The organism is Virgibacillus sp. M23, from assembly GCF_034190895.1.
In the GTDB taxonomy this organism is placed as follows: Bacteria; Bacillota; Bacilli; order Bacillales; family Amphibacillaceae; genus Virgibacillus; species Virgibacillus salarius.
In genome coordinates this window covers 21,555-39,168 of the sequence record NZ_JAWDHA010000018.1, presented here as the reverse complement: position 1 = coordinate 39,168, position 17,614 = coordinate 21,555, and the positions used below count along the sequence as shown (strand labels likewise).

Sequence of the window (17,614 nt, the reverse complement as noted above, 5' to 3'; positions counted from 1 at the left end):
ATTGTCATAAAAAATAACGCCTATTAAGCGTTGGTAAATCCTCACATCTTAAGTAATCTTTCATACTCTGAAAATTGCTCCTTAATCTTCTTAGTCAGCGTTGGTCTTGATTGGCCAAAAGTTGCTTCTATTTGATAAGCGCCTGGTTCATAGACCTCGCTGATCTCTGTTATACGAGCATTCCTGGTTAAACCCCAACTTCTATTTTGTAACGTCGTAATATCACCTAAATCATAATCCCTACCATACTGAAATGGTGAACTGCTAAGTATCTCTGCTTCCAAGTAAAATTCATTCTGCAACTCTTTCATTTTTTGTTGACCACGTGCAGCTAGTTCGCTTGAATTTTCTATATCTCGAGCATCGATGAAGGTTTCTACTCGTTCAAGTCCTGTAGATTCACCTATTTCAATAACTTCACGTTCAACTCCTTCACCTTGTCCAGCTACATAACCGTAATTTTTCATATTCAAATCACTATCGGAAAAGGATTGGCTTTTCACCGTTTCAAATTCAGGACTAAATAATATTGGCGGCACATCGCTCTGATCAGTCGTTTTATTTATACCTTCTACGACGTCAAAGATAAACTGCTTATTTTCAAGGTCAAGCGTAATATCCCAACCCAGCTCAGTTGCTAGCGATATATCTTGCAACTCTTCTGCTATATTTTTAAAACGGCTTTGCCAGGTAACATGTTGCCCACGTCCTTTATCTTCTGCGATGACTAAATGAGGTATTTTGCGATTAGGATCATCAGGATTAACTAAATGCTGACTAATATAATGTTTCATGACGGTTTCAGCTGGTCCGCTTTTACGATCATAATCCGTATGTGCTGGAGGAATGGAAAGACGTTGTCCAACAATCCCTTTTAACTGATACCCTTTAATAGTCCACTGCTCCGAGCCTTTTCCATTTTCATCTAATTTTATTTCTCGGTGTTTGATGATTCCAACTTTATTAAGTTGACTACCCAGCATAATAAGCGCATTTTTAACTAACTTCTCTGTATGTTGTTTGTATCGATTAATACGTAAATCAAAGTTACCGATGGAATGAAGTGAGCGTGGATATTGCAAAGATTCATAGTTATCGATTTCTCCTAGCAAATTTAAGTCCTGTGATAGTATTCGTATAGGCATTAACTTATTTTGAGCCATGTTTATCCTCCCTCATCAAACAATTTTCCTACGTTGCTACTGGTAAATCTTTATTTAACGGTTTAACAAATCCGCACACAATTTCATCTTGTCTTGTGTCTGTGAGCTTGTATGCTATGAGTTGATCAGGATCTGGCTCAACAGTAGCTATTGACAATTCATATACCTCCGTATTCCTAATTAGAGGCGGGTATTTGCCATGTTCTTCTTTCTTCACTACCTCGATATTGCCTGTTATTAAATCCAACTGGACAACATATCTATACATTTTTCCATCTCTTACTCCTGATACATCGTGACTAATATTATTTTCTTCGTAATAATAAGGGAGACCCCCTATAATCGCATTTCCACTTGATAAACCCATATAATTAGCTGTTGCAAAGGATGGCTCAAGCCCACCTTCAAAAATCCCATCGGATAGTTTCAAGCCACCATTTATGATCGTACTTGCTTCTTTTAACTCATCCTCAATGGGTTGTATGCGTTCTTCCAATACCTTCCCTGTTACATATGCTTGACCACGTTGATCTTCAAACCATGTGTTCCAATCATCTTTTGTTCCTTGAAACCAGGCATTCCAGTCAGATTGTGTATTACTAAACCAATTGTCCCATCTATTGTTAAATTCAGTGGTAGCATTGTCAAACCAGGTATTCCATTGCTGCTCAAATTGTAAAATATGTTCGTTATACCAATCCTCCCATTGCCCTTCATGGCTTGCTGTCTTAGCTTCATACCACTGCTGGAATTGGTTAAATATTTCAGTAGTATCGGCTTGAATCAATGAGTTAACCAAGCCACATACATCATTGTTTAAGCGTTCATCCGTAACTTGGTAGGCTTCAATATAAGACTTTCCCGCTTCAATCTTCACCTGTGCTAACGACAATTCGTAGACATTATTTTCTCTCGTCAATGCTGGGGCTTCCGGAGAGGTCGCTGGTGTACCTTTTAACACCACAGCATTAATGGATCTCACTTCTAAAGATGTATTTAAGCGCAAAACAATACGGTCAATACGATCAAGCTCATTATGCGGTAAATCGTGCTGCAAATAAAAAGGTTCGTCCTGGATTTTATAGAGATAACCCTCTATCCAGCCGAACCCTTGATTAATATATGTTTCTATGTTGTTCCCATCTGCCTCTACTTTTAAATTGGTACCCCCGTTGAAAATACCATTTGTAAGCAATCGTCTAAAATACTCGGCAAATTCATCTGCGGTATACAGTCGTTCATCATCTGGAGTCGAGTCAAAAAATCGTGATAACTCAGCCACCCTTACACCCCCACATACATATTTCGATAGGATATAACTACCCTTGTTTTCGTGCTGTCGTTATTACTGTTATATTCGAGTTGATTCTCACCAATTTGTAACTGAAAGAACCAACTTTGCGGATTGATCCAATTAAATGCATCGGTTCGGTTACCTTCTGCATCCTCTATCTCTACAGATTTTTGTCCGAAAGTGGTATCAATTATAAGTTTATCTGTCTCAGACAAAGTGCGGTTTACTTGAATAAACTCACCAGTCGTATTGTTTTTTATTACAGGATTAATGGCTGGTCCCCTGAACTCAATATGCACAGGCGTTTCTACATCACCATCATTTTTAAAAATACGTCTAAACGATCGCTGTGAGAATTGCGTACCCAGTCGTAATGGGAAAGAGAATCCACCCATGACAAAAGACATTTGAGAAGATTTAATAATCTTTTCTCGCCAATAAGGATGGTGTGCAATTAAATTCAAAGAGCCTACTTGATAAGTAGGCCCCCTGTTGTCACCGCTAGGGAAAAACGGAGATGATTCAGACACACATTTTATTTCCCATTTCCCTGAATTATTTTCATAAGTTAAAAGCCCTTCTCCAAGTTTAGGATTAAAAATAGAAGATACCTTATTCCTGTATTTCGATATTTCGCTATAATTGTTAGCTAATATTGAAAATTCAATAGGGATTGGTCTAGTTTCCATCGATGAATCAATAAATGTAGATCCGTCTTGGTAAGGCGCTTTTTGGTCTTGAATACTGGCTTCTAAATCTCCCAAACCTTCAATTGATGACAACACAAATGGAGGTTGATTCGAAAAGGTAATACTACTGCCTCTATTATTCTCAAAAACCACTTTTTGCATTTTAAATATCCCCTTCTAGTGCCAATCGTTGTAGCATCTGCTTTTCTTTTCTTGCAACCTCACTGGCCGTTAGTTCCTTTGATGTGAATGTATTATGAATCGTAATATTGTTGTTTGCAGGTTGGGTTGATGCGTTCATGGTAGATGCTATTCCTTGGCCAATACTGCCAAGTGTTTCTTTATTGAGTGGCAATATTGCTTCTGGACCTGCCTCTCCAACTCCTTGCAAGCCTGCACCAGCTGTATTAAAAATGGTAGGTCTTGAAAAAATACCACCTTTAGCATTCCATGATACAGATAACTTTGGAACACCTTCATCTAACCATTTAACCGGGTTCATAGATCCTTTAATTTTAAATTTAGGCATTTTAAGCTTCGGCCATTTAAACTGGAAATTAAAAAGCCCTTTAATTTTATCAATGGCTGTTTTAACTGCATCTCGTGCCTTATTAATAGGTTTGGAAATCGCCTCTTTAATTCCATTCCATACACTAGAAACGGTTGATTTAAGAGAATTAAAAATAGAAGTCACGCTTGACTTTACGTTGTTAAATTTATTTTTAACGGTACTCCATATTTTCGTAGCTACATTGGTAATCGTTGACTTAATTCCATTCCATACATTGCTAGCTACGTTTTTCACACCTTTAAAAATGCTTGATACACCATTTTTCAAAGAAGTGAAAACTTTTTTAACGCTATTCCAAAGAGAGTTGGCCACTTTTACAACAGCGTTTTTCATGGCATTCCATATATTTTTAACACTTTTACTTAACGATTTAAAAATGTTCCCTACACTCTTGCCAAATCCTTTGAACAATTTTACGATTTTACCCACAAACCATAATTGGACGAGATTCCACACCAATTGAACAGCACCACGAAGTATTTGCTTAACACCGTCCCATACTCCTTGCCAGTCGCCAGTAAACAAACTGGAAAACGTCTTAATAATCCCCATAATGATATTAAGCGCACCATCAATTACACCTTTAATATTCCCCCATACTGATTGGATAATGGCTAGCACAATTGGCATGACAAATCCAATCACTGATTGGATAAAAGAAAATGCTTTTTGTACAGCCTGCATGATCTGCGTTCCGTTTTGGTCCCAGAATTGTTTTATTTGACCTAATTTCTCTTGGATAAACGGGACTACTAAACCTAGCACTGTTTGTATAATCTGCTTTATAGCGTCAAAGGCAGTCTGTACCGTTTCCCATATGGACTGAAAAATAGCCATAGCGCTCTGGAGGATTTCTTCACCATTTTGTTGCCAAAATGTTTTTATATTCGTCCAGGCATTTTGTAAAAATGCTACGATCTGGTTAAATATCGTTTGAATAGTTCCCCAAATCCCATTAAACGTCTCGCTATTATTCTCGTATAATGTCTGTATCCATCCTATAAAGGATTGAATAGCACCTACCGCTATTTCAACTACGTTAGATATGGCGTTAAATACAAAACTAGTGACCGATTGTATAGTTGGCATGTTAGCTAAAACCCAATCTAAAAACTTCTGAGCAATCGGCATCACCTTCACGCCTATTTGTGTTACAACGGAATGCAAAGATCGCTTAACCTGGTCCAAAGAGTCTGTAAAAACTACACCAGCGTCTATTGCTTCATCGCCAATAACTAAACCCAGTTCATGTGCCTTTTTCTTCATTTCTTCTACACTATCGGCACCTGCATTCAAAAGTGGGGCTAACTCTTGCCCACTTCGACCCAATAAATCGTTAGCCAAAGCAGCCCTTTTGGTTTCATCATCAACACTTTGTAAAGCAACTATAGTCTTTTCAAATATTTCTTCTTGAGATAAACCAGCTAAATCATCATAGGAAATACCTAAAGCTCCAAAAGCATCTGTTGCTACCTTACCGCCTTTGGATAATTCATCCACTTGATTAGTGAGAGTTTTCATTCCTTGCCCCATTGAATCAATGGATGCACCATTTTGAGATAAAATAAAATCCCATTCCTGGAATGCTTTCCTGGATAATCCTAGCTTCTGACTCATCTTATCAATACGGTCAGTAGCACCTGCTGCTTTATTGGCCATACCAAATATAGCTGCACTTCCTGCACCGATAGCCACACTCGCTACACCGATTAGCTTAGCTACTCCACCTAATGCTTTTTTGAAGGTGCCAAAAATACTATTCCCAGATTTTTTAGCTTTCCCTGTTACACTATCAATCCCTTGCTCGGCTTCACTTGTGTCGACACCAATTGTTCCAAACAACTTAAATATTTCACCCATCTAATCACCGCCTTTCTGACGTGGGGTGATGAATTGGAAAGAAGCCTTAATAATCTTCTCTTCTTCTTCTTTGGTTAAAGACTTTGGTTTTTGCTTATGGGTTTTCTTACCGTTTTTCTTCTTAAAAGTCGCAAAATCAGATTCCTGATCTTTATGCAACCATATCGTAAATAGCGTATCTTCATTCTCCTGGTCAAATAGATAAAAAATAAAATCCGTCAATCCTTCTAACGTAAAAGTACGTAAAAGGTCTAACGGATTTCCATAACGCTTATAAAGCATGTCTTTGAATTTAAACTGCCCGTCCTCTATTGCTGAAGTAAGGACGCGATAGATGTAAAAAAATCACGTAACTCCGGCTTTTTGAAAAACTGGGTAATTAATTTTGTATAATCTACTAAGCTTAGATTCTCAACCGTTTTGACATCCTCGCCCGTAAGTTTGGCAAGAAGGTCGTTGATTTCCACCTTTATATCCTTAATGTTCCTCAACGCTTTCTGAGTTAGGCCAGCTACTGCCTTCATACCACGGCGTTGGGCTTCTGTTTCTAATCGTGCCAGTTCAGCTTTCGTTGGTTTCTTCTTTTTATGATCTTGTGGACCGGTTGTTTCTTCTACATTTTCCTCAAATAGCAGCATCATTTCTTCCTCAACACCTAGCTTCCCAACAATTGCTAGAAGTGTAAAAAGATCATCACCTTTTAGCTCTCTCATTTCTAAATCCATTAACCTTCAACGCCTCCTTCTTCACTATTATCAGGACTTCCGTCTAAATTAGGGAAATATATACGCCACGGCATTTCGTCTGCATTTAATTGATCATCAGTAGCATGCGCCTCGTATACTTGCTCGATAACAGCTTCTCCATTATCTTCTGTACCCAACTCTAAACCGGATGTACATAGTGCATTGTCTAGGATGGCGATCACAGGCTTATCAGTACCAGTTAATCGACCTACTACAGCAATGTTTTCTAAATAATCACTGTCCTCTAAATACCGTTTAGACTTGATTATTTTATAGCCTTCTGGAGCCTCTTCTGGTTTTGCATCCTCTATGGATCCATTCAAAGAACGGCGAATGGTCTCAGCCGTTATTTCTTTCATGTTTGCTGTTGCAGTTGCAGTGGCACTTTCTAATACCTTATTGCCTTTTACTTTTACATGACCAGTCCCATCTACTTCCACGTCACGATATTCTTGTTCAATGGTTAGCGTAACTCCACCACTCGTAGCACCGTGAAGATCTCCAGTAAAACCTTCTCCTGGCACATACGCAACACCCGTATAAATGGTTGCTGCATTAATGATATAGCGTTCAGATGTCTTATTTGTGTAGCCTGTTTTTCTTAATCCTGCCATTCTTTATTCCTCCAATCTACTTTGCAATAAAATTGCATATTACGTCGTCTTAACAAATTGTCACCAGTAGGTACTTTCATTGAACGCAAAAAATTAAATCGCAATAAATGATCTTCTGTTAAGACAACTTTTTGTTTAAACCAGTCTTTCAGTTTATCTTCTATTTCAAAGACATTGATAAATTCACCCGTGTTGTCAAAGATATCGATGTCGATATAGAAGCCCTCCACATTAGGAGCTAGATCTTCAACATCAAAATCATAAGTTAGATAAGGATAATCTATTTCATTGGCCGTATTATAGTTGTGGTAGCTTTCTTTATGAACCTGGGTGAATTGTCTATTTAACTCTTGTAACAACGTGATCAATCAATATCACTTCCCTTTAAAAGCTGACGCTAATTTCTGACCAAGAATTTGCTCGACTGATTTCTTGGACATACGGAATGCTGGGCGTAAAAAAGGTTGTGGCGCTTGCCCATATGTGAAAAACCATTCTCCGCTAGGATCTTGATATGCCCATCCACCTTTTCGTCCAGCGCCATTTTCAGCAAATTCTCCCGTACCAAACTCTACGTAGATGGCATGTTCCACATTTGTTCCAACCTGTCCACTTAGTCGGTTGCTTCCTTCTTTAGTAATGGAATGGCCAATCTTATCACGCATTTCTCCTGTAGCTCCAACTGCAGCGAGCAACTTTGCCTGACCTTCTACGGCTAGCAAAGCACTTTCCATTCCTGCCTCTGAAGTGTCGAATATTTCACGTTTGATTTTCTTGGAATTATCTTCAAATGCAAAAGCTTTTTTAGCCATCCAACACACCGCCATACTTGCAATAGATTTCATTATGGTGACCAATTCCTACAGGATCGTCTGCATACGTGATGAAGTAAAAGCGATTATCCTTATCAACAATACGCATGTTATCCGTAATACCTGGTGTAAACTCCGGAATAATTAAGATATGCGTCGAATCCTCTACAAAGGCATTTTGAACAGGATTTAAGTCGGTACCTGTGACTAAATCTAGATAGCCTTCTACTTCCAGAACTGTTGGCCACGTTTGCCTATGACCGCCAATCCCGTTAGGATCACTTTTTAACTCCTGAATCGTAAACCACTGCATTAGCTCCACCTCATTTTCTTGTATTTATTCAAGAATGAGAGTAAAGCCTTCGGGTAGCCATCCGTATTATCAGTGGCGTTCACATCATAATAAGTAGTGCTCATTCGGCTGATGGTTTCCGATTTGACGCCTATTTTTCCAGCCATTTTCTTGTCATACTTGATGAGTTTCTTAATACCCTGTTTGATATCAGGAGGGTACTTAATAAGTGTGAGAATTGCCTGTTTAGGCTTTTCCTGATAGAGTGGATCCCCCTTTATAATGACTATATCGCCTTTGATCTCTTCAATCTCATATAATCCATCATTAAATTGCGTATAGTTTAGTTCCAAAGTGTCTCCTGACCGTACACCATTAATAGTATTGCTGACTGTTATACTTCTATCATTTAAGGCAGTAACCATAAAACGTACTTGCTTCATTTGAAAATTGTTGCTTGTCAAGGATCGGACGGATTGTTCAAAAGCATCCAAGTCATCTTGTGTAATTGATGAATCAATTTTTTGGGCTTCTTCCAGCGAAATAATCATGTTTTTCACCTCAACTAAAAAGAGAGCGAAACTATTCGCCCTCTTAACTTCCTGTTTCTCCTACAGCTTCCGGATCTTTTGGTTTGATAATAAAATCAGCCAACGCGTCTTTCTGAATTACTTTACGCCCCCAAACAGATAGACCTTTTACTGCGTCTGAAAAGTTTTTCTCTGGGCGGTATGCCTCCGTTTCAACAATCTGGTTAGCAAAGGTCAATCCATCAGTAGTACCCGCTGGAACGTGTAACGCTCCACCAGTACCTTTCTTAAGGTTGTTCGATTGAAGGAGATTGAAACGCCCTACATTTGCCCCTTCAACAACACCATTAGCAAGAACTTTCATATCCTTAGTAAAACGTGGGTCTTTTGCCAACAAACCTAGGAACCATGGTGGAAGTGCAATCTTGCGTCCTCCACTAGGCACATTCTTTTCATCAAGAAGAACACCAAGGTCAACTAAAGTGTCATAGGCATTTTTCACATCAATCTCAATCGGATTGGATGCAGAACCTTGTTTTACTCCTGCACCTGTTGATGCGACATTGAATACATCTTGGTCGATCACATCAGCCAAGTTGTATGCTGCACGCTTCATAGAGCCATCAAGTAAATTCACATTAGATTGAGCTTTGTCTACATCTTTTACAGCAAAGTTGAAATATTTCGCTTGATCAATAACCAATGACTGCTGCGTTGAATCAATTTCTTCTGGATCATCAATGTCTGACCCATCATAGTCTTTTATGGTGATGTTTCCTAACTGATTAATTTTAACCGTATCACCGTACGATTGAATTTCTCCTTCATAGTCACGATTTACAAACTGTAAAGCTACTAAGGATTTATCTAAGTTATTTAATAGTCTTGCGCTCCAAATCGTTGGAATAAAATTTTTAAATTTCGAATTTGGTAATGCCATTATTCATTTCCTCCTTGTTCCAGGGCAGCCGATACAGCGTCCCAATTATCATTAATTTCTTGAGGGGTTAGATCTTTTAGCTGTTCTTGCGTATATGTCTTTGTTGGTTTACCCTCATCCAGCTTATTATCTTTAACCTCATAACCTTTGCTAGACTTATTGTCCTTTTCATCATTCTGTTTTGATTCAAAATGAGAGGGGCTTGACTCTTTTAAAGATTTGATTCTATTATCCAAATCTTTGATAGAACCATCTTTATTAAGTTCTACCTCACCCAATTTAAAGATCATATAATCAACATCTTTCGCACCAGCATCACGCAATTTCTCTTTTAATTGCACATCTGTTTGGAGCTTTTGCAGATCCTTTTCTGCCTGTTCTCGTGCTTCTTCTGCGTCCTGTAGTTGCTTTTGGATATCCGGATTATCTTTTGTTTTATCCTGCAGGTCTTTTAATGTTTTATTAGTATCTTTCAGTTGGTTGGAGACGTTGTTATATTGATCTTTAGGCACCGCATTTTTGGGAAACTCTTGATTAATCTCCTTCAAAGCTTCATCAATGTTAACAGTACCGTCCTCATTTTTATGCTTTTCAATAATTGCTTTAATCCATTCCATTGTCCATTTCCTCCTATACCATTTATATAGCGGTCGGTTCCGCTTAGGATTACTGGGTATACTGCCAGCTCAGTACAAACAGTTTTATGTCATGTTCAGGACAAAATAAAAAGCCCTATTGCCTAATTTCTAGCAATAGAAGCATTCGCCCACATTACTGATTCTTCTAATTTCGTTATAGCGAGTGATTTTTCACGATTATTAGGACATTCTTGATCCATTAAATATGCAAGCTCTTTTGCCTTTTCTCGGATAGCTGTATATTTCTCAGGTTGCCCTTCTTTTGGTTTATGGTAGGTAAAATTATTTTCAATTGATTGCCTCATTAACTCTCACCTCCCTTAAAAAGACAATAAAAATAGCACCTAACCATTTATTATGATTACGTGCTTAATGTTTTCTATTTCTTATTTCTTATTTCTTTCAGAATAGCTTTTTCTTCTTCCTCAGAAACTGATGTAAACCTTAACCGTGCTATTTCTTCGTCCGTCATTTTTTTGGGGTTAAGATCTGGTTCAGGTTCTACGCCAATTGACTTAAGAAACGTTTTACTTTTCATTATTTACCACCTCCATTACTAATTTGGCTTTACCCTTAACGATTTCAAAGTTTATTATTTTAAATTCCATCCCTCGTGGTAATATAAACTCGCTTTTAACTACGTTATCTGTTACAAGTACATTCTGTCCCACCGGAAGCCCAATGGAAACTTCTATAGGCCTATCTTTCATCACATTGTCATCGGGTATCATACTTATTGAAGTATACCCTTTATTTTGATACTTCAGACTACCGCTATTCAATAAATCAAGTAACTCTTTACTCCTTAACTTACTTACCGCTAATTGATTCTGATCGAAGATATTATCTAGCATTGCGCTTCCTTCATAACGTCTTGCAATAACATTATCTTTCAACGCGTATTCCTTCATCTTCTTATCCAAAAGTTTCACCGTTTGTTTAGAATCAACATCTAAATCAGAAAATTTGCCCTCCCGCAAAATGCTATTGATCCTAAAGCTGTTTATTGTTTGGATATACCCTGTATCAAAATCATAAAGTTTTTCTTTATCCCGATCAGTTAATTTAAAGCCTTCCGATAATATTTTTTCGTAAGCCTTTCTGTCAATATAATTATACTCTATCGACTTGCTGTTTGCATTAGTTTTAGCTGTGTACCACTCATCAAAATCTCTATAAGGAAAAGTTTCTTTATCTTCATTATCACGCCGTAATTCTGGAGATATACCGTTAACCTCTGTAATCGTCGTGCATCTGCAATTAATATCTTCCTCGGCCACTCCAAACAAACGTGGACCATCTGCGCTATTCCCCTCACTCGTGGTAAATTGTTCGTTAACTTCAACGGTTTGACCATCCAGATCCTGATGCGTATCCCGAGCATTACCATCAAGCGTAGACAGCCATTTCTTTTTTAGTTTAACGCCCTTTTTAGCAGCTTCCTTATAACTCTTTTGCTTAGCAGTAGATTGCACCCGGCCACCTTCCGTACGAGCAATACGAAAAGCACGCTTATAAGATGCCTCTGTCAATTCAGAAACATTTTTAGCTGCAACGGCATAACCTTTCCCTCTGACAGCTGCATCTAATAAAGCAGCGTTTACTTGCTTAGCTAGTTTATTTCGATGCTTATACAGTCTCTTAGAAAATACCTGTCCTTTAACAGGACGATGGACAAGCTGTTTAATATATTTCTCAGGTAGCATAGACATATCTAATTCGATATTTTTGGCACCCTCCATAGCGTACCAAGTACCATAATAACCACGTTCTACTTCACCTTTCACATGATCTGATATAGAACCGTTAGCCTTATCGTAAGTATCTCTAAGTATGCCATCGATCTGTTTAACAACTTCCATCCTGCGTTCAGCTTCCAACTTCTTAGAAAAAGAAAGATTCTCATAATCATCCATGAATACCTTCATTTCTTTTTTTATATCAATCAAAGCTTCACGATAATACTTAAACAGCTTTTTGTTTGTTGCATTCTCGGAAAACTGGGAAAGCTGATTAATCTCCTTCTGCCACTTGTCCATCTGGTTCATCCGGATCACCCTCTTCTACAGGATCCGTATTAGCTTCAAAGTCTGGTTCATAGTCCTGGGCTTCCAAGAGATCTTGTACTTCTTCCCAATCCAATTCAAATTGTTCACAGATCATCCTGAGGACTGTCTCATCATCTAACCTAGGAGCAACAGAAAGGATAGATTGAATGATAATTTGTCTTGTTTCCTCTTTTGTTTTCTCATTGGTGACAAGGTCCGTTTCATTAACCATTGTTTCCCTTGTGATTGTCACCTTAATATCTTGTGCCTGGTATGCAGTGCCATGTCGTCGATTGATGTCCTGAACGATTAACTCATTCATCCACTGAAGCAACGATCGAAGTCTTATTTCAGCTTTATTGGCTTTCATGTCTAGTAAGGCGTATCTAGATTTAATAACAATATTAGTTATATTGCCATCACCAATTTGAGTACTGTCAAAGCCCATGCCAAACTTATAAATTGCATCTTTATTAATTTCTAGTTTCGTCTTTCTAGCATCAACAGGGATATTGAAAGTCTTAATATCCAATCCACCTGTTTCACTCACTCCAACCGTTTTTTTAGCCTTAATATTTTTACGAAGCTTATTAAGATCATCTCCTGGATAACCCTTAACTACATAGATAGCTTCTGTGAAGTCTTGTAAGTTATTGGATATAAAACATGCCATTAAATCGTAATCATCAATTAACGCTTTGATAGGGGCTAAATCTGGTTGCTCTTTCTTATTATTTCCAAGCTTGTAAAATGGAATGGTACCATAGGAACGTTCTAATGCTTTCCCATCTTCTGAAACAGCTACAACATGGGCACGTGGATTTTCTTCACGCTTGCTATCTAACACAAAACGGCCATTCTTATCTTTCACAAAGAACGTTACCTTCTCTTCGTCCCATATTTCTGCATGCTCTACAGAGGTATTTTTACCATCTCTTGTAATGTCTTTGTTGTAGTAACGTACCACTGCTTTTCTTTCTCCTTGATTATCATACACCTCAAAAGTCTGGAGACTATCAGAGACTTGGAAACAGAGAATATCTTGACTATTTGTTCTAGCATAAGCATATTCGAATCCTTTCACGGATGTCCCTTCCAGTGCTTCTTGTAGAAACAACTGCAAATCATCGTCATAGTATTCGTTTAAATGCTCTTGAAACTTTTCATCTTCTACTTCAATTTCCACAGGATTAGATAATAGATACTGTACCTTCTGATCAACCAACTCTGTAAAAAATGGATGAGGAATCTTGATGTTAGAAGCAAAGGTATCTTCCTGCAGCACATCATTATCATCCAAGTAAAAAATGCGGTTATTCAAGATATCATGCTTGTAATCATAATAGTCTTGTCCTTCTCTGGCTTTATTTTTAGCTTGTGAATGCTTATCATCCTGAATAGCCTTCGATAGAGCTCTAGCAACTACATTTGGGTTATCGCTTAATAAATATTTACTGTCCATAGGTTCACCCCTCTCTAAACAAGCCAATCAGATTGGCCTTTTATTTTTCTTAGTAAACTTGCAGCGCTATCTGGAGAATCATCATGCTCTGCGTTCTCCGTGTAATCTAGTATTTCGTTGATATAATCTGGATCTGTATCCTCTAACCATTCAATACTAGACCAATATTTACGGAGATAAGTGGTAATTTTAATAAACTTATTCTGGCTTTCATGATACTCCTGGGCAAAGGCTTTACGCTTATTTAATTCTTTGGCCAAGTACCCCTTATCAGCATTTTTCTCCACATGAATCGTTCCAGCTCTAAACTCTTTATGATAAGCAACAATGCTATTCAAACAATCATCTACATGTTTATCCCATCGCTTACCAAACCCTATCAATCTATCACCGTGAGCCTTGATAATGGTAAATGCTGTACCATCTCCACCACCATACCCAGCATCAATATGAGCCACCCCATTGTAGATTAACTCTGTATCACTCGTATATTTCGGATTAGTAAACATAGCATCTTGATCTGCTATATGCTTTAACTCATAGTTAGCAGCAAATAGTGATGGTGACATGCTATCCCTTAAATGCTGCATTTGCGATTTGTCAATAAGTCCTGTCTTAAAGCAATCGTATCGAGTGACATTAGGCATCGAGGAAATAGCATCTTCTTTATGCCAAGGTGTACCCGTATTAATAAAGCGTCCACCACGGTTTTTAATATTCTGGAGCTCCTGATACTGCAGCTTGATAAATTCCCGTTCGGCCTTACTGACACGGTCCTTAACGTTAACAATATCGTCTGTGATAATGATATCTGCGTGCTTACCAGTAATCGATGCTTTAATCCCACTGCCTAGTAGTTGTGACGTTCCTCGGGATGAAGTTTTTAAATTGGTATCAATCTCAAAGCTAGATTCTTTATGAAGCTGAATTTCTGTTTCATAAAGAACTAAAACAAGCTTTTGAAAGTAGTCGCTAAGCAATAGCTTCTTCACCTGCAGCACGATCTCTATCACATCTGAGTCCGTCTTGCGGAAAAAGATGATATTCTTATTTGGAAATAGAACAATTAAAAAGGCTATTGCAATGGCCAAACAGGTTGTTTTGTAACTACCTCTATGTGCCAATAAAGTCTGGTCTTCATTCACAAACAAAAAAGACTTAATCCATTCGTTATGAATGTCAATTAAGTCTTCAAATCCTGTCCAGTGCCCAAATTTTACAGGCTCTGTTTTTATCAAGTTTAAATATTGCTTTTGCTTCGGTGTCACGACATATCACCGTTTAAATAATCATCAATTTCCTTTGCTTTTTCAGATAGGCTTATAGAGCCACTATGTTCAATATCTTGTTTGTCACGCCATGTAGTTGGCTTTCTGTTTTTAAGCCAAAATATTTGAGCTGTGGTGTCTGGTTGTACTTCTTTAGTGACACGCTTAACTTCGACTCCTTCTTCATAAGTAACCTCATCATATTTATAGCCCAATGCCCGTTTCAATAGTGCGTTCTCGACTTGAATATCAATTACTTCTTTTCCTTTTTTTAAGGACTGACAAATCTGACTATATTTATCTCTCCATCTATATAACGTTTTTGGTGTTATGCCCATGTTTTTTGCTATTTGTTCATCAGTGAGGCCATCACGCGCCCAACCTTCAATTTTTAATAATCCTTCTTCTGTTAACCAATCTTGGTATTTACCTCTCGCCAATGACCTCACCTCCTATATAAAAGACACCTCTGTGAGATGCCTTAAGATAAAGATTTTTAATTAATAAATTCTTACTTTTAAGTCATTGTAATCTTCTTCTTGCCAATAACTATTTTCAGAGCATAGAAGTGTATAAATTTTATTTTGTTTTACAATTAAGTTATCTTGTTTCCATTGAGTTCCACCACTAAATCCTGGTTTACTCCAAAAAGTAAAATAATAAAATTTATATTCATCTGTAGGATTTTCAATATCAAACCCTTTCATATCTCGAGTGACATAGTTCCCTTTCTCTATAATCTTATCAGAATTTTCATCATAAACTATTAAGCATATTTCTGCATTAGTATCATCTTTTTCAAGCTCAACATGAACTACCTGTTTTGTTGAAAGCATTAATTCAAAGGACATATTCCCAAATACACTAAGGTTATTATCTGGACCTCCACTACCTGTAATTAAGAGTTTCTTATATGGTAATTCTTTAAGTATTGGCCAAGTATCTGACATTTAAATCCCTCCTTAATACAAGCTCAAACATTATTATTATCTATAATAAAAAAGTCTATACAATAATCTTCCAACGAAAAAACAGCACCCAAGCCCTCGCAAAACTTGGATGCCCAAACCATTTACATATCCTAGTACAATATATCGTAACCGATCACTCACTGATCCCAGGAAATCAATAAGCGTATAATCCGACAGGATTATTATTTCATGTCATGTAATTATGACCTAACCTGAACGGACTATATATAGTGTTAGAACGGGAGATTGTTGCCTCACCGACCTCCCTTCCAGTTTACACACAGCGTTTTTGTTCTGGCAACAAGTCGGACATATCGGACATTTGAGACATTCGCGACACAATACTATTCCTAATTCGCTGTATATGTCTTGTAGTTAATCCCATATGATTACTTATTGCTCTTACACTCATTCCATCTAATAAGCACTCTAATACCGCTAGTTCTCTCTCATCGGTAATTACTGGTATCCTTTCTTGAATGAATGAGACCTTCTTTTCCAGTCGATTAATCCAGGTATATTTTTTATCCCTACGAATAACCTCACGAGCAACAGGATCACTTGTGTTCCCCTCTGGTTTAGGCATAGCAGACTCAATACCAGATTGGGCTACTAAGCTTGTCCCTGCATCTTCTAATATTTTTCGTTGTCTTTTTATTTCTTTGACCATCCAACTATAGTCCTTTAATGCATTTTTAATTTCTTGTTTATTCATATCCGAGCCCCCCTCATGAATTATTATCTTATAAAAAATAAAAAGAACACCGAACGGCAGCTTATTGCTGTAATTCAGTGTCCTCCAGTTTAGCTGGTAGAACTATATCAAAATATGGAATATCAGCTTAATTATTATCATTAGGTGAAACTACAAACAATTCATCATTTTGAACTCTCTCTTTTAAATTATTGTTTCGTTCCTCTTCACTAATACATTCATTTACCAAAACAAGTAACAACTTATTTCTTTCTATTTCATTGCTCATAAAGTTAATTACTATACCTAGGCCAATTAGAAAAATTATAAACGTAAAATAACTTAAAAATAATGAGCTTGTTTTTTTATCTGTAAAGTTCAAAAATGTTATTAAGGAAGAAGTGATGACCGCTATAATAATAGTTTGAGAAGAGTTCAACAAAGTCGTTAGTCTAGGGCTACTATTTTTTATTTCCAAATATTTTTTATAATCTTTTAATCCCTCAACTGTTTTTGTTTGCTTTTTAATCTCGTCTTTTAAATAAGTACAATTTTCTTTGAAATTCTTCGAGTCAAAGCCTTTCCATTTTGAAAACTTTCCATATAAATTAATAGGCGATTTAGGGTTTCCCAACCAATCATATAAATTATACTTTTCTTTTGATCTTTTTTCTAACTTATTGAAGGCTTTTTCTAATAAATAATAGGATAAAAAGACTAATAAATTAATTGAAACTACACATAATACCGTAAATAAAATAATATTTATTATCCTTTTATCTTCTAAATACATTTCTAATATATATGGCACTGTTATTAATATCATATATATATTTGCGAAAAGATACATATATCTCTTATTATTCAAAACTATCTCCCCTTTAAACCTCCCTTGATGCGTAATAACCTTTGTCTCACCATGGTCAGGTAAATACGTTATTTTCGCCTCTCCTTGACAATATACGACAACAAAAGGCTTACTCTCATTTTCTATATCGACATTTAATTTTAAATTCTTCTAC

At 37.1% G+C, this 17,614-nt stretch carries 22 protein-coding genes and 1 pseudogene; all 23 read right to left on the bottom strand.

Features of this window, described 5'->3' with window-relative positions:
- Positions 1-41: 41 nt before the first annotated feature.
- A complete protein-coding gene (locus RVS70_RS09490; RefSeq protein WP_321133041.1) occupies positions 42-1,163 on the bottom strand; it encodes a siphovirus ReqiPepy6 Gp37-like family protein in 1,122 nt (373 codons plus the stop codon).
- Between the two features lie 28 nt (positions 1,164-1,191).
- On the bottom strand, positions 1,192-2,445 hold the full coding sequence (locus RVS70_RS09485; protein WP_321133039.1) for a hypothetical protein: 1,254 nt from the start codon (positions 2,443-2,445) through the stop codon (positions 1,192-1,194).
- Between the two features lie 2 nt (positions 2,446-2,447).
- On the bottom strand, positions 2,448-3,308 hold the full coding sequence (locus RVS70_RS09480) for a phage tail family protein (RefSeq protein WP_321133037.1): 861 nt from the start codon (positions 3,306-3,308) through the stop codon (positions 2,448-2,450).
- A 1-nt stretch (position 3,309) separates the two neighbouring features.
- On the bottom strand, positions 3,310-5,577 hold the full coding sequence (locus RVS70_RS09475; RefSeq protein WP_321133035.1) for a hypothetical protein: 2,268 nt from the start codon (positions 5,575-5,577) through the stop codon (positions 3,310-3,312).
- Complete coding sequence (locus RVS70_RS09470) at positions 5,578-5,859, bottom strand: hypothetical protein (protein WP_321133033.1); 282 nt, start codon at positions 5,857-5,859, stop codon at positions 5,578-5,580. It lies immediately after the preceding gene.
- Between the two features lie 26 nt (positions 5,860-5,885).
- Entirely contained in the window at positions 5,886-6,302 is a 417-nt protein-coding gene (locus RVS70_RS09465; protein WP_321133031.1) for a hypothetical protein, read from the bottom strand.
- Positions 6,302-6,937 carry a hypothetical protein gene (locus tag RVS70_RS09460; protein WP_321133029.1) on the bottom strand — a complete coding sequence of 212 codons (636 nt, stop codon included), beginning with the start codon at positions 6,935-6,937 and terminating at the stop codon, positions 6,302-6,304. Before RVS70_RS09460 ends, RVS70_RS09465 begins: the two co-directional genes overlap by 1 nt.
- Positions 6,925-7,305, bottom strand: a complete 381-nt coding sequence (locus tag RVS70_RS09455; protein ID WP_321133027.1) for a hypothetical protein — start codon at positions 7,303-7,305, stop codon at positions 6,925-6,927. Before RVS70_RS09455 ends, RVS70_RS09460 begins: the two co-directional genes overlap by 13 nt.
- Before the next feature lie 6 nt (positions 7,306-7,311).
- Positions 7,312-7,749 carry an HK97-gp10 family putative phage morphogenesis protein gene (locus tag RVS70_RS09450; RefSeq protein ID WP_321133025.1) on the bottom strand — a complete coding sequence of 146 codons (438 nt, stop codon included), beginning with the start codon at positions 7,747-7,749 and terminating at the stop codon, positions 7,312-7,314.
- Positions 7,742-8,062 carry a head-tail adaptor protein gene (locus tag RVS70_RS09445; protein ID WP_321133023.1) on the bottom strand — a complete coding sequence of 107 codons (321 nt, stop codon included), beginning with the start codon at positions 8,060-8,062 and terminating at the stop codon, positions 7,742-7,744. The genes RVS70_RS09450 and RVS70_RS09445 overlap by 8 nt, the downstream gene beginning before the upstream one ends.
- Positions 8,062-8,592 carry a hypothetical protein gene (locus RVS70_RS09440; RefSeq protein WP_321133021.1) on the bottom strand — a complete coding sequence of 177 codons (531 nt, stop codon included), beginning with the start codon at positions 8,590-8,592 and terminating at the stop codon, positions 8,062-8,064. Before RVS70_RS09440 ends, RVS70_RS09445 begins: the two co-directional genes overlap by 1 nt.
- Before the next feature lie 43 nt (positions 8,593-8,635).
- Entirely contained in the window at positions 8,636-9,511 is an 876-nt protein-coding gene (locus RVS70_RS09435; RefSeq protein WP_321133020.1) for a P22 phage major capsid protein family protein, read from the bottom strand.
- Positions 9,511-10,128: a phage scaffolding protein gene (locus tag RVS70_RS09430; protein ID WP_321133018.1), complete on the bottom strand. Its 618-nt coding sequence runs from the start codon at positions 10,126-10,128 to the stop codon at positions 9,511-9,513. Before RVS70_RS09430 ends, RVS70_RS09435 begins: the two co-directional genes overlap by 1 nt.
- 122 nt (positions 10,129-10,250) lie before the next feature.
- Positions 10,251-10,454: a hypothetical protein gene (locus RVS70_RS09425; protein WP_321133016.1), complete on the bottom strand. Its 204-nt coding sequence runs from the start codon at positions 10,452-10,454 to the stop codon at positions 10,251-10,253.
- A gap of 74 nt (positions 10,455-10,528) precedes the next feature.
- Positions 10,529-10,687 (bottom strand): hypothetical protein, encoded by a 159-nt coding sequence (locus tag RVS70_RS09420; RefSeq protein ID WP_321133014.1) that lies wholly within the window; start codon positions 10,685-10,687, stop codon positions 10,529-10,531.
- Positions 10,677-12,197, bottom strand: coding sequence for a phage minor head protein (locus tag RVS70_RS09415; protein WP_321133011.1), 1,521 nt, complete (start codon positions 12,195-12,197; stop codon positions 10,677-10,679). The genes RVS70_RS09420 and RVS70_RS09415 overlap by 11 nt, the downstream gene beginning before the upstream one ends.
- On the bottom strand, positions 12,163-13,659 hold the full coding sequence (locus RVS70_RS09410) for a phage portal protein (RefSeq protein ID WP_321133009.1): 1,497 nt from the start codon (positions 13,657-13,659) through the stop codon (positions 12,163-12,165). The genes RVS70_RS09415 and RVS70_RS09410 overlap by 35 nt, the downstream gene beginning before the upstream one ends.
- Before the next feature lie 14 nt (positions 13,660-13,673).
- Positions 13,674-14,927: a terminase large subunit domain-containing protein gene (locus tag RVS70_RS09405; RefSeq protein WP_321133007.1), complete on the bottom strand. Its 1,254-nt coding sequence runs from the start codon at positions 14,925-14,927 to the stop codon at positions 13,674-13,676.
- Positions 14,924-15,367, bottom strand: coding sequence for a helix-turn-helix domain-containing protein (locus tag RVS70_RS09400; protein WP_321133005.1), 444 nt, complete (start codon positions 15,365-15,367; stop codon positions 14,924-14,926). Before RVS70_RS09400 ends, RVS70_RS09405 begins: the two co-directional genes overlap by 4 nt.
- Positions 15,368-15,427: 60 nt before the next feature.
- Positions 15,428-15,877, bottom strand: coding sequence for a hypothetical protein (locus RVS70_RS09395; RefSeq protein WP_321133003.1), 450 nt, complete (start codon positions 15,875-15,877; stop codon positions 15,428-15,430).
- A gap of 295 nt (positions 15,878-16,172) precedes the next feature.
- A complete protein-coding gene (locus tag RVS70_RS09390) occupies positions 16,173-16,613 on the bottom strand; it encodes a DNA-binding response regulator (RefSeq protein WP_321133001.1) in 441 nt (146 codons plus the stop codon).
- A 127-nt stretch (positions 16,614-16,740) separates the two neighbouring features.
- Complete coding sequence (locus RVS70_RS09385) at positions 16,741-17,460, bottom strand: hypothetical protein (protein ID WP_321133000.1); 720 nt, start codon at positions 17,458-17,460, stop codon at positions 16,741-16,743.
- A 12-nt stretch (positions 17,461-17,472) separates the two neighbouring features.
- Positions 17,473-17,601 (bottom strand): annotated as a pseudogene (locus tag RVS70_RS09380) (XtrA/YqaO family protein); the annotation flags it as partial.
- Positions 17,602-17,614 lie beyond the last annotated feature (13 nt).